The organism is Phreatobacter sp., from assembly GCF_030691135.1.
In the GTDB taxonomy this organism is placed as follows: domain Bacteria; phylum Pseudomonadota; class Alphaproteobacteria; order Rhizobiales; family Phreatobacteraceae; genus Phreatobacter.
Map to the genome: position 1 here is coordinate 63,354 of NZ_JAUYFA010000087.1, position 12,384 is coordinate 75,737.

Below are 12,384 nucleotides of genomic sequence, written 5' to 3' on the forward strand. Positions count from 1 at the left end.
GGGGCGGTCAGACCAGCCGGTCGGGCAATTCCTCAAGCGTGGATTCGCGGCTTGCAGGCCGGGGCTGCCTCTGGTGCCGGTCCTGTGGATCGGGGCGAAAGTGCTTCGACAGCTTCAACCCCTGTCCCTGATAGTTGGAACCCGTTTCGCCGTAGAGCTTCTCGGGAATTTCGGCCATCGGCTCGTAGATTAGACGGGCCACGTCTTGCCCGTCCTCTAGGATGAACGGCACCTCGCGCGAGCGCACTTCCAGCACCGCCCGCGATCCTCGCCCGCCAGCCGCATTGTGGCCGAAACCAGGGTCGAAAAAACCAGCATAGTGCACGCGGAACTCGCCCACGAGCGGATCGAAAGGCATCATCTCGGCCGCGAACTCAGGGGGAATCTCCACCGGATCCTTTGTCGCGAGGATGTAGAACTCGCCAGGGTCTAGGATTAGATGCCGTTTGCCGAAGCTGTAGATGGGCTCCCAGAATTCGTGGACGTCGCAGGCGTTCTTCAGATCGACGTCGATGACGGCGGTGTGGTGCTTGCCGCGGTAGCCGATGAGCTCGTTGCGGCCTTTCTGACCGAGGTGGATTGTCACGGCCTTGGACCTGCCGCCCCGTTCGAAAAGGCCGCGGCGCAGGCGGATTTGCGACAGTCGCGATCCTGTCCGAACCTTGACCGGAAAGGTCTGTGGCGAGACTTCCAGATAGAGTGGGCCTTTGTATCGGGCCGGGATGGTGTCGAAGGCTTGCGCACGGTCAAGGATGACGCGCGTGAAAACGTCGAGCCGGCCGGTTGAACTCTTGGGGTTCGCGGTTACGGTCAGATCGTCGGGCAGGTCGAGCGACTCCTGAATTTCGACGAGATAGACGCAACCGGTCTCAAGGACCGCGCTGTTGGTAAGATCGATTTCATGCAGGCTGAGGTCGGCAAGCCGCTCCACGACGGTGCGTTTGCGGCCGGGCAGGAAGCTCGCGCGAATGCGCCATGCCGTCTTGCCAAGGCGAAGGTCGAGCGAGGCCGGCTGAATCTGGTCGGAATCGAAAGGCACATCCGAACGGATTACGCCTGACGACTTGAGCGCCCGTATCGTCTGCGAGGGCAGAACGCCAAGGAGATCGGCTCTGACTGAAGGGGGTTTCGCCATGCACCCAACCTACCGACGAACGAAACGTTCGTCAAAACGAACAAAACACTTGACGCTCTGTCCGCACGCCCCTACCAAACCTCCGCGACGTGGAGATTTGGCCGGCCGGCTTGCGAACCACGCTAAACAATTCGCTAAAAGGCCGGGCGCACGGGATCAACCCGGCCTCGGCTTTTGCCAGGTCGGGTTCTGTTTTTTCGGGGGACAAGTGTCCCGCCGCCGCGCCACGAGGAGCGATGCGATGAAGAAGCCCTTTGATCCCTCCCGCGTGCGGCCGGCCACCCGCCTCGTCCATGGCGGGACGCTGCGTTCGGAATTCGGCGAGACGTCGGAGGCCCTCTTCCTCACCCAGGGCCATGTCTATGACAGCGCCGAGCAGGCCGAGGGCCGCTTCAAGGGCACCGATCCCGGCTTCATCTATGCCCGCTTCTCCAATCCGACGGTCCAGATGTTCGAGGACCGCATCGCGCTCCTCGAGGGGGCGGAAGCCGCCAAGGCGACCGCGACGGGCATGGCCGCGGTGAATGCCGCCATGTTCGGCCAGCTCTCCGCCGGCGACCATGTCGTGGCCTGCAAGGCGCTGTTCGGCTCCTGCCGCTACATCATCGAGACGCTGCTGCCGCGCTTCGGCGTCCAGTCGACCCTCGTCGACGGCGCCGACCTCGCCCAGTGGGAGGCGGCGGTCCGCCCCAACACCAAGGTCTTCTTCCTCGAGAGCCCGACCAATCCGACCCTCGAGATCTACGACATCGCCGCGATCTGCCGGATCGCCAGGAAGACCGGCATCAAGGTGACCGTCGACAACGTCTTCGCCACCCCGATGATGCAGAGCCCGCTCGAACTCGGCGCCGACTGCGTGGTCTATTCCACCACCAAGCATATAGATGGCCAGGGCCGCTGCCTCGGCGGCGTCATCCTCGGATCGAAGCAGTTCATCCAGGATAATGTCTACCAGTACCTGCGCCAGACCGGCCCGGCCATGAGCCCGTTCAACGCCTGGGTGGTGCTGAAGAGCCTGGAGACCCTGCCTTTGCGGGTCGAACGCCAGACCACGAGCGCCGCCAGGGTCGCCGATGCCCTCGCCGAACTGCCCGGCGTCACCAGGGTGATCTATCCCGGCCGCAAGGACCACCCGCAATATGAGCTGGCCCAGCGCCAGATGCGCGGCGGCTCGACGCTCGTCGCCTTTGAGGTCGAGGGCGGCAAGGCCGGCGCCTTCCGCGTCGCCAATGCGCTGAACATCATCAGGATCTCCAACAATCTCGGCGATTCCAAGAGCCTCATCACCCATCCGCCGACCACCACCCACGACCGTTTCACGCCGGCGGAGAAGCTGGAAATGGGCATCACCGACGGGCTGCTGCGCCTGTCGGTCGGCCTTGAGGATCCCGACGACCTGATCGAGGATCTCGCCCAGGCGATGAAGACGCTGGAATGGCCGGTGGACGCGAAGATCGTGCGGATCTGAAGTGTAGCGGCGGGCTGAGAGCGGGGTTGCGGCCCCTCACCCTTGCCCGCCACGCCGCGCGGTGCCAGAAACCACCCATGTCCCTGCTCTCCCTCGCCTCGCGCCTCGTCCGCCCGGTTCTCCTCTCCACCGATCCGGAGACCGGCCACAACCTCGCCATCGCGGCGCTGAAGACCCTGCCGCTGCCGGCCTGCGGCGCGGATGACCGGCGCCTCGCCGTCTCGGCCTTCGGCCTGAGCTTTCCCAACCCGATCGGACTTGCCGCCGGCTTCGACAAACATGCGGAAGTGCCCGACGCGGCGCTCAGGCTCGGCTTCGGCTTCGTCGAGGTCGGCGGCGTCACGCCGAAGCCCCAGCCCGGCAATGCCAAGCCGCGCGTCTTTCGCCTCGTGCCCGACGAGGCGATCATCAACCGCTACGGCCTCAATTCCGACGGCGTCGATGTCGTCGCCCGGCGCCTCGCCGAACGGTCGCGCCGCAGCGGCATCGTCGGTGTGAATATCGGGCCGAACAAGGACTCCGCCGACCGCGTCGCCGATTACGGCCTGCTGGTCGAGAAGCTCGGCCCCCATGTGTCCTATCTTTCCGTTAATGTCTCCTCGCCGAATACGCCGGGCCTGCGCGACCTGCAGCAGGCGAGCTTTCTCGACGAGGTTCTGGCTCGCTGCCTCGATGCCCGCGACAAGGTCGCGCCGGGGCGCCCGGTGCTGGTCAAGATCGCGCCCGACCTGTCGCTGGAAGGCCTCGACGACATGGTGGCGGTGAGCCGCCGCCGCGGCATCGACGGCATGATCGTCTCCAACACCACCATCGACCGCCCGTCGAGCCTGAAGGACCAGGCGACCGCCAGGGAGACCGGCGGCCTGTCGGGACGGCCGCTCTTCGGCCGGTCGACGGCCATGCTCGCCGAGGCCTGGCGCCGCGTCGAGGGCCAGTTTCCCCTGATCGGCGTTGGCGGCGTCGCCTCTGCCGAGGACGCCTATGCCAAGATCGCCGCGGGGGCGACGCTGGTGCAGCTCTATTCGGGCCTGGTGTTCAAGGGCTTCGGCCTGGTCGGCGAGATCAAGGAGGGGCTCGCAGCTCGCCTCGCGCGCGAGCGGCGGGCCTCCGTCGCCGACCTCATCGGCACCGCCAATGCCGAGTGGCGTCTCACCTGAAGGTGGCGCGCATCAGGCCGGGCATGGCGAGGCCAAGATAGAGCCCGCGCACGGCCTGCATGACGAGATAGGCGATCCACAGCCCGTCATTGCCGTAGCCGGAGAGCAGCCACCAGGCCGCGACGAAGGTCGCGGCAGCCGCCAGCATGCAGTTGCGCATGGCGGCGGTCCAGGTCGCGCCGATGAAGACGCCGTCGAGCAGGAAGGCCATGACGCCGGTGAAGGGCGTCAGCGCCATATAGGGCAGGAAGCGTCGCGCCTCCGCCCTGACAGCCTCCGAGGTCGAGACGAGGTCGATGGCCTGCGCCCCGCCGGCGAAGAAGGCGACGGAGGCGAGCGTTCCGAAGACGATCGCCCAGAGGCTCGACAGCCACACGGCGCGGCGGAAGGCGCTCTCGTCGCGGGCGCCCACCGCCTGCCCGCCGAGTTGCTCGGCCGAGGTGGCGAAGCCGTCGAGGAAGAAGGCGACGACGCCGACGAAATTCATCAGGATCGCATTGGCGGCGAGCGTCGTGTCGCCGCCGACCGCCCCCTGCCGGGTGAAGAAGGCGAAGGCCCCCACGAGAGCCGCGGTGCGGATCATGATGTCGCGGTTGATGGCGATGGTGCGGATGATGCGCGCCCGGTCGAGGACGACCCGCCAGGGCACGGCGAAGCGCCAGCCGAGCGAGGCCATGACCACGACGAGGCCGACGACCGCGCCGCCATATTCGGCCAGCGCATTGGCGGTGGCGGCCCCGGTGATGCCGAGGCCGAGGACTGACACGAAGACGACCGTCAGCGCCATGTTGACGACATTGATGACGATCTGCAGCACGAGGCCGGTCACGGTGCGTGCCTGGCCGATCAGCCAGCCGAGCACGGCGAAATTGACAAAGACGGCCGGCGCCGACCAGAGGCGCACCGACACATAGGTATCGGCGGCCGCCGTCACGGCCGGGGAGGCAGCCATGGCCTTGAAGAACAGGAAGAGCAGCGGCTTCTGCAGCAGGATGAGCGCCAGGCCGAGCGCGACGGCGAGGATGAGGGCACGGGCGATGACGGCCCGCTTCTCGACCGCGTCGGCGCGGCCGACGGCCTGCGCCGTCAGCCCGATCGTGCCCATGCGCAGGAAGGCGAAGGCCCAGAAGATGACGTCGATGATGACGGCGCCGAGGGCGACCGCGGCCAGCGCCGTCGCATCGCCGAGCCGCCCGATGGCGGTGGCGCTGACGATGCCGAGCAGCGGCGTCGTCACATGGGCGAAGATCATCGGCACCGCGATGGCGAGGACGCGGCGATGGGTCACGACGGGGGAGGCGGCGAGGGCGGTGGTCACGCCGCCCTTCTAGCCGGGCCGATCGGTAAAGACAGCCGCGAGGAGGGCAGGGGAGCCATGGTCCGGGACGCGCGGCCTGTGCCCCTCACCCGGTATGCCCGGCCTCCCAGCCGAGCATGGCCTGCTTGCGCGTCAGGCCCCAGTGATAGCCGGTGAGCGCGCCGGAGCGGCCGAGCACGCGGTGGCAGGGGACGACGAAGGAGATGGGGTTCTTGCCCACCGCCGCCCCCACGGCGCGCGCCGCCGTCGGCCGGCCGATATGGCCGGCGATGGTCGAATAGGTCGTCGCCTTGCCCATGGGGATGCGCAGGAGCGTCTCCCAGACCCTGACCTCGAAATCGGTGCCGATGAGACAGACCCGCAGCGGCCGGTCGCCGGTCCAGGCAGCGGGATCGAAGACCCGCAGCGCCAGTGGCGCCGTGGCGGCCGCATCCTCGACGAAGCTTGCCTTCGGCCAGCGTCCCTGCATGTCGGCGAGGGCCGAGGGCTCGCCGCCCGGGTCGCAGAAGCCGAGGCCGGCGAGACCCCTGTCGGTCGCCACCACGATGGCGAGGCCGAAGGGTGAGGGGTGGAAGCCGTAGCGCATGACGAGGCCATCGGCGCCCGACTTGAACTCCCCCGGCGACATGGCCTCGTGGGTGACGAAGAGATCGTGCAGCCGCCCGGGGCCGGAATAGCCGACCTCAAAGGCCGTATCGAGTACCGTGGCCTCGTCGCGCAGCAGGGCGCGGGCGGCATCCAGGGTGATCGCCTGCAGGAAGTCCTTCGGGGTCAGCCCGGCCCAGCGGCGAAACAGGTGGTGCAGGTGGCCGGGGGAGAGCCCGACATGGCCGGCCATCTCCTCCACCGAGGGCTGGCGACGCCAGTGGTCGGTGATGAAGGCCAGCGTCCTGCGGACGATCTCGTAATCGTCGGCGGCCTCGCTGAGCCGGATGGGCCGGCCGTGCTGTTCGAGCTGGACGACGTTGAGCATGATGAGGCTCCAGGGGCGATCTGGCGCGACAATGGGCCATGGCGCCGCAGGCAGCCACCCGATTCCTGCGGGTCGTCCCGGCTATTCGGCGATGTCGGCCACCCGGCCGCCGGATAGCGTCAGGAGGTCGGCGAAGCGCGTTCGGAACACGGTATTGGGGGCGCCAGCCGCCGCCCAGATCGGGTCGAGAGCTGCGAGGTCCTGGTCCACCAGCACGACAGGCGGGGTGAGATGGCCGACGGGGGACACGCCGCCGATGGCGAAGCCGGTGACGTCGCGCACCCATCGCACATCCGGTCGTTCGACGGGGGATCCCACCAGGCTGGCGACCTTGGCCGTGTCGACGCGGTTGGTGCCGCTGGCGATGACCAGAACGGGGCGTTCGCCAGTGCGAAACACCAGGGACTTGGCGATCTGCGCCACGGCGCAGCCCACCGCCGCCGCGGCTTCCGCCGCCGTCCGGGTGCTGGCCGGGAAGGTGACGATGGTATCGTCGTGGGCCGCGTTCCTGAGCGCCGCCCTGACGCGGTCGATCGATCCTGCCATGTGAAACATCCGTCAGTCGAAGTGGGTGCGCACCGGTCCACGCCTGGCCTCGGCCAGCGCCACCGTCAGCGCCTTGCCGAAGCCCTCGCGTTCGACGGGGGGCAGGAAGGTCGCGATGTCCAGTTGCCGGCGCCCCTCGTCGAGCGTCAGGCCGAGCACCTGCCCGTCCTCATCGTCGCGCGTCTGGTGGAGCCGCGTCCAGGCCGGGTTGAAGCGCCATTCGCGCGCCTGGCCGTGCCAGGTCACCTTGCGGACGAGGATCTCGGTGGGGGTGACGATCACCTCCTCGAAGGCGCGGGCATGGCGGTAATTGGCGCGGAAGGCGAGGAAGATGATCAGCACGTCGAGGCCGAGGAACGGCAGCACCGGCCAGGCGCCGATCGAGGTGAAGATCACCGCGCCGACGAGATTCACCGCGCCCACGGCTGTCATCACCGCGATGAAGCCGGGCCAGCCCATCGAACGGTGCGGTGTCAGCAGGGCGGCGAAGAGCGGCGCCTCCTCCGCGCTCGCCTCCGCAGCCGGGCCCGCATCTGTGTTGCCGGTGCTCATTGCGTGGGACTATACGACCAGGATGCGCGCTCCGACCACTCCCCGGAAGTCCAACCGAACCAAGATCGCCCCGGGCCCGGCGAAACGTCCGGCCAAGGCCATCGCCAACCTCGCCGCGGCGAAAGCCGCCGCCAGGCGCCGCAAGCGCGACCGGCTGACGCCGCAGGAGATCGAGGCGATCTTCTTCCGCTTCCGAGAGGTCACGCCTGAGCCGAAGGGCGAACTCGAGAGCGTCAACGCCTACACGCTCCTCGTCGCCGTGGCGCTGTCGGCCCAGGCGACCGACGTCGGGGTCAACAAGGCGACGCGGCCGCTGTTCCAGGTCGCCGACACGCCGGAGAAGATGGTCGCCCTCGGCGAGGAGGCGCTGATCGGCTACATCAAGACGATCGGTCTCTTCCGCAACAAGGCGAAGAACGTCATCGCCCTGTCGCAGCGCCTCATCGCCGAGCACAGCGGGGAGGTGCCCGCCGACCGTGAGGCGCTGGAGCAACTCCCGGGCGTCGGCCGCAAGACGGCGAACGTCGTGCTCAACATGGCCTTCGGCATGCCCACCATCGCCGTCGACACCCACCTCTTCCGCGTCGCCAATCGTACCGGCCTCGCGGCCGGCAAGACGCCGCTTGCCGTCGAACTCGGCCTCGAGAAGGTCGTGCCGGACGCCTACCGGCTGCACGCCCACCACTGGCTCATCCTGCACGGGCGCTATGTCTGCAAGGCGGCGAAGCCCGACTGCCCGCGCTGCCTGATCGCCGACATCTGCCGTTTCGAGCAGAAGACGCCGGCCTGAGCGAGGGGCGTGCAGGCGAGCGACGTCGCCCTGCGTCACACCGGCTTTCCCTTGGCGCGTCTTCGCGTAAGATCACGCCACCAGGCGATCCGAAATGGAAGAACACTCGGATCCAGGGAGGAAACGATGAAGACGACAACCGCCATCACCCGCCGCACCGCCATCGCCGGTGCCGCCGCCACGCTGGTCGCCCCCGCCGTCGTCAAGGCGCAGGGCCAGACCCTCAAGATCGGTTCGCTGCTGCCGCGCTCCGGCTTCTTCGCTCAGGCGGGCCAGTCCATGCATCGCGGCGTGCTCGCAGCGCCGGAAATGCTCAAGGCGCTCGGCTACAATGTCGAGTTCGTCCACATCGACACCGAATCCAATGCCGACGTCGCCCGCACCCAGGCCGAGCGTGCGATCAACGACGGCTGTCATATTCTCACCGGCGCCTTCGATTCCGGCCAGACGCTCGCCATCGCCCAGGTCACCGAGCAGCGCCAGGTGCCCTTCGTCGTCAACGTGGCCGCCGCACCGCAGATCACCGAGCAGGGCTACAAGTTCCTCGTCCGCAACTTCCAGACCGGCGGCCAGCTCGTCACCAACGGCCTGCGTCTCATCAAGGACGTGATGGACGCCAAGTCGATCCAGTTCGAGAAGGCGGTGTTCCTGCACGCCAACGACACGTTCGGCACGGCGCAGCGCAACGCCATGGACGCCATCTGGCCGCGCGTCGGCCTGCCGATCCAGCTGGTCGAGAAGATCGCCTACGACCCGCGCGCCCAGGACCTCTCCGTCGAGGTCGCCAAGATCCGCTCGATCAATCCCGACCTCGTCATGTGCGTCACCCGCGCCTCCGACGCCATCAAGATGGTGCGCGACATGGTGCGCCAGCGCTTCCAGCCCAAGGCGATCATCTCGCCCGGCTCGCCCGGCTTCTACGACGAGGAGTTCTACCAGGCGCTCGGTCCGCTGGCCGATTTCGTGCTCTTCGGCCTGCCCTGGGCCAACCCGAAGTCGAACATGACCCAGGCCTTCGAGAAGGCCTTCGTCAAGGCCAACCCGAACAACCGCTTCGCCGTCGACAGCTTCAATGCGGGCTTCGCCTTCGAGGGCATGCTGATCGCCGCCGACGCCTTCAAGCGCGCCGGGACGACCAACGGCCCGCAGCTCATGGAGGCGGTGAGGGCCACCAACATCCCCGAGCACGTGATGATCGGCGGCCCGATCATCTTCGACGCCAAGGGGCAGAACCCGAATATCGGTTCGGCTCTGGTGCAGAACCTGAAGCGTGTGCCGACGGTCGTCCTGCCGAAGGACGTGGCGCTGGCCGAGCCGGTTCTGCCCTTCCCGGCCTGGCAGGGGCGCAGCTGAGCCCGCGCGTGGCCGGGGGCCTGTGCCCCCGGCGGTTGCCGCCGGCCTGCCGACAGGCTAACTGCGGCTGTCTTCCACAATGGACCCCCCGAACGGCATGCTCTGGTCGCTCTACGCCAATGTTCTCGTCCAGGGCGTGCTGACGGGCCTCGTCTATGGCCTGATGGCGCTCGGCCTATCCGTCATTTTCGGCGTCGTCCGCGTCGTCAACTTCGCCCATGGCGAATTCGCCGTCGTCGGCATGTACGCTGCCTTCGTGCTGTTCCGCTCCTTCGGTATCGACCCCTTCGTGTCGATGCTGCCGATCGCCGCCGTCTTCTTCGTCATCGGCTACGGGCTGCAGCGCACGCTGATCAACCCCTTCGTGTCGCGTCCCGAACATGAGCAGTTCATCCTGCTGGTTGGCCTCGCCATCATCATGGTCAATGGCACGCTGATGATCTTCGGGCCCGATGCCCGCAGCGCCAATCTCTCCTATTCCTTCGACAGCTGGGAGATCGGCGCCATCATCGTCGACAAGGTCCGCGTCTATGCCGCGACTGCGGCCCTGGCGGTGGCGGCTCTGCTCTTCGCCTTCTTCCGCTTCACCGCGACCGGCGTCGCCATCCGCGCCTGCGCCGACAATCTCGTCGGCGCCGCCGTGGTCGGCCTCGACGTCAAGAAGCTCTATGCGCTCACCTTCGGCCTCGGCCTCGCCTGTGTCGGGGCGGCGGGCGCGCTGATGGTGACGCTGACCGACGCGACGCCGATGATCGCGCCGGCATTCACGCTCCTCGCCTTCACCATCGTCATCATCGGCGGCATGGGCTCGATGACCGGCGCCATCGTCGGCGGGCTGCTGATCGGTATCGCCGAAGCCATGGCCTCCGTCCTCATCGCGCCTTCGATGAAGACCATGGCCTCCTTCGGCCTGCTTGTTCTCGTCCTGGCGCTCCGGCCGCAGGGCCTCCTCGGGAGGCGGGCATGAACCCCTTCGCAACGCTCGCCCGGCTGGTGGACGAGGCGCCGCGCCGCGCTCTCCTGCTGCTCGCCGCCTTCGTCGCCGTGCTGCTGGTGGCGCCCGTCGTGCTCGACCGCTACCTGCTGTCGGTCTTCTTCCTGATCTTCTGGTTCGCCACCGTCGGCCAGGCCTGGAACATCATGATGGGCTTCTGCGGCCAGCTCTCCCTCGGCCATGCCCTCTATGTCGGCCTCGGCGGCTATGTCGGCGCGCTGTTCTGGGTGAAGTTCGGCATTTCGCCGGCCATCGCCATCGTGCCGGCCATGCTCGTCGCCGTCGCCTTCGGCGCCGTTATCGGCTGGCTGGGCTTCCGCTTCGGCATCGAGGGCGTCTATTTCGCCCTGCTGACCATCGCCTTCGCCGAGGTGGCGCGCATCGGCTTCGACAACTGGTCCTTCGTCGGCGGCGCCGCCGGCTTCTTCATTCCCGTCTCCTCCGCCGCCAGCCCGGTCAATCTGCGCGGCGGGCCCATGCTCTTCTACTACGTCGCGCTGGCGATGATGATCATCGCCTTCATCCTCTGTGCAGCGCTGCGCCGGTCGCGGCTCGGTCATGCCTGGCTCGCCGTGCGCGAGGATGCGGAGGCGGCGAGGGCGCTCGGCATCGACGTCTTCCGCGCCAAGATGGCGGCGGTGGTCATCTCCGCCGCCATGACGGCGGTGGCCGGGGTCGTCTATGCCTTCTACCAGAACAACCTCTTTCCCAGTCAGACCTTCGACATTGCCCGCTCCATCGAGATGATCCTGGCGCCGATCATCGGCGGCCTCGGCACCCTGTTCGGTCCCATCCTCGGCGCCTTCATCCTCACCCCGCTCGGCCAGACGCTCATCGCCCTGGTCGAGAAGATCGCCGGCCGCGCCATTCCCGGCGTCAACCTCGTCTTCTACGGCGCGGCGCTGATGGTTATCATCTGGTTCACCCCGAACGGCGTCTGGCCCTGGCTGAAGAAGAAGCTCGGCATTCCGGAGGGGCGCGAATGACGCCGCTCCTCGACGTCCAGGGCGTCACCAAGCGCTTCCGCGGCCTCACCGCCGTCGACAACGTCTCGCTCTCCGTCGAGGAGGGCGAGATCTTCGCGGTGATCGGCCCCAACGGTGCCGGCAAGACCACGCTCTTCAACATCATCGCCGGCGCCATGACTCCCGATACGGGCTCGGTGACCTTCGCCGGGGCCTCGGCCGTCGGCGTGCAGCCTCATGAGCTCTGCCGGCGCGGTCTCGCCCGCACCTTCCAGATCGTCCGACCCTTTCCGGAACTCACGGTCATGGAGAACGCCACCATCGGTGCCATGATGAGGGCCCCCGATATGGATGCCGCCCGGGCCCGGGCCGGCGAGGTGCTGCGTCAGCTCGACCTGTGGGACCGGCGGGAGGCGAAGGCGAAGTCGCTCACCCTGCCCGACCGCAAGCGCCTCGAATGCGCCCGGGCGCTCGCCACGGGACCGCGGCTTCTGCTGCTGGACGAGGTGATGGCGGGGCTGCGGCCGACCGAGGTCGACCGCATCGTCGCCATCCTGCGCGAGATCAACCGCTCCGGCGTCACCATCCTCCTGATCGAACATGTCATGCGCGCCACCATGGCGCTGGCCGGCCGCATCCACGTCCTCCATCACGGCGCCACCATCGCCGAAGGCACGCCGGAGGAGGTGACGCGCCACCCCAAGGTGCTGGAGAGCTATCTCGGGGCGGAGGCTCTCTAGATGCTGTTCGTCCACGACATCGACGTCTTCCACGGCGACGCCCAGGCCCTCGACAAGGTCTCGCTGGAGGTGCCGGAGCGCGCCATCGTCGCCATCGTCGGTGCCAACGGCGCCGGCAAGACCTCGCTCATCCGCACAATCGCCGGCATGCACCGGCCGGCCTCCGGCATCATCCGCTTCAAGGACCGCGACATCACGGGACTGCCGAGCCACGAGGTCTGCGATCTCGGCATCGGCCAGGTGGCGGAGGGCCGCCAGGTCTTCCCCTCGCTCTCGGTGGCCGAGAACCTTGCCATGGGCGCCATGATCCCGCGCGCCCGCCGCCACAAGGCACGCAACATCGAGCGCGTCTACGCCATGTTCCCGCGGCTCCTGGAACGCGCCGGTCAGGCG

Annotated in this window: 13 protein-coding genes and 1 riboswitch; of the genes, 8 read left to right on the forward strand and 5 right to left on the reverse strand. The window is 67.9% G+C overall.

The features are described 5' to 3' along the window. Positions 1 to 7: 7 nt before the first annotated feature. Complete coding sequence (locus Q8O26_RS16630; RefSeq protein WP_305577584.1) at positions 8 to 1,135, reverse strand: 2'-deoxycytidine 5'-triphosphate deaminase; 1,128 nt, start codon at positions 1,133 to 1,135, stop codon at positions 8 to 10. Between the two features lie 79 nt (positions 1,136 to 1,214). Continuing rightward, positions 1,215 to 1,293: riboswitch (SAM riboswitch) on the forward strand. Between the two features lie 83 nt (positions 1,294 to 1,376). Here Q8O26_RS16630 and Q8O26_RS16635 point away from each other — a divergent pair. After that, positions 1,377 to 2,603 carry an O-succinylhomoserine sulfhydrylase gene (locus tag Q8O26_RS16635; protein ID WP_305577586.1) on the forward strand — a complete coding sequence of 409 codons (1,227 nt, stop codon included), beginning with the start codon at positions 1,377 to 1,379 and terminating at the stop codon, positions 2,601 to 2,603. An 83-nt stretch (positions 2,604 to 2,686) separates the two neighbouring features. After that, positions 2,687 to 3,760, forward strand: a complete 1,074-nt coding sequence (locus Q8O26_RS16640) for a quinone-dependent dihydroorotate dehydrogenase (RefSeq protein ID WP_371134592.1) — start codon at positions 2,687 to 2,689, stop codon at positions 3,758 to 3,760. On the opposite strand, the gene Q8O26_RS16645 is transcribed toward Q8O26_RS16640, so the two are convergent. From Q8O26_RS16645 to Q8O26_RS16660, 4 genes are all read right to left on the reverse strand, one after another. Then, positions 3,753 to 5,078 (reverse strand): MATE family efflux transporter, encoded by a 1,326-nt coding sequence (locus Q8O26_RS16645; protein ID WP_305577590.1) that lies wholly within the window; start codon positions 5,076 to 5,078, stop codon positions 3,753 to 3,755. The genes Q8O26_RS16640 and Q8O26_RS16645 overlap by 8 nt on opposite strands. 85 nt (positions 5,079 to 5,163) lie before the next feature. Then, positions 5,164 to 6,051, reverse strand: coding sequence for a bifunctional helix-turn-helix domain-containing protein/methylated-DNA--[protein]-cysteine S-methyltransferase (locus Q8O26_RS16650; RefSeq protein WP_305577592.1), 888 nt, complete (start codon positions 6,049 to 6,051; stop codon positions 5,164 to 5,166). 81 nt (positions 6,052 to 6,132) lie between these two features. Then, positions 6,133 to 6,597 carry a YbaK/EbsC family protein gene (locus Q8O26_RS16655; RefSeq protein WP_305577594.1) on the reverse strand — a complete coding sequence of 155 codons (465 nt, stop codon included), beginning with the start codon at positions 6,595 to 6,597 and terminating at the stop codon, positions 6,133 to 6,135. A 12-nt stretch (positions 6,598 to 6,609) separates the two neighbouring features. Next, a complete protein-coding gene (locus Q8O26_RS16660; protein ID WP_305577596.1) occupies positions 6,610 to 7,149 on the reverse strand; it encodes a DUF2244 domain-containing protein in 540 nt (179 codons plus the stop codon). A 22-nt stretch (positions 7,150 to 7,171) separates the two neighbouring features. Between Q8O26_RS16660 and nth the strand changes: the two genes are divergently transcribed. The 6 genes from nth to Q8O26_RS16690 form a co-directional block, all read left to right on the forward strand. Beyond that, complete coding sequence (nth, locus tag Q8O26_RS16665; RefSeq protein ID WP_305577598.1) at positions 7,172 to 7,939, forward strand: endonuclease III; 768 nt, start codon at positions 7,172 to 7,174, stop codon at positions 7,937 to 7,939. A gap of 126 nt (positions 7,940 to 8,065) precedes the next feature. Then, on the forward strand, positions 8,066 to 9,292 hold the full coding sequence (locus Q8O26_RS16670) for an ABC transporter substrate-binding protein (protein WP_305577600.1): 1,227 nt from the start codon (positions 8,066 to 8,068) through the stop codon (positions 9,290 to 9,292). Positions 9,293 to 9,371: 79 nt separating this feature from the next. Further along, entirely contained in the window at positions 9,372 to 10,259 is an 888-nt protein-coding gene (locus Q8O26_RS16675) for a branched-chain amino acid ABC transporter permease (RefSeq protein WP_305577602.1), read from the forward strand. Then, positions 10,256 to 11,272, forward strand: coding sequence for a branched-chain amino acid ABC transporter permease (locus tag Q8O26_RS16680; RefSeq protein ID WP_305577604.1), 1,017 nt, complete (start codon positions 10,256 to 10,258; stop codon positions 11,270 to 11,272). Before Q8O26_RS16675 ends, Q8O26_RS16680 begins: the two co-directional genes overlap by 4 nt. After that, positions 11,269 to 11,991 carry an ABC transporter ATP-binding protein gene (locus Q8O26_RS16685; RefSeq protein ID WP_305577606.1) on the forward strand — a complete coding sequence of 241 codons (723 nt, stop codon included), beginning with the start codon at positions 11,269 to 11,271 and terminating at the stop codon, positions 11,989 to 11,991. Before Q8O26_RS16680 ends, Q8O26_RS16685 begins: the two co-directional genes overlap by 4 nt. Beyond that, positions 11,992 to 12,384: ATP-binding cassette domain-containing protein (locus Q8O26_RS16690; RefSeq protein ID WP_305577608.1), on the forward strand; the 393-nt coding region annotated here is incomplete at its 3' end.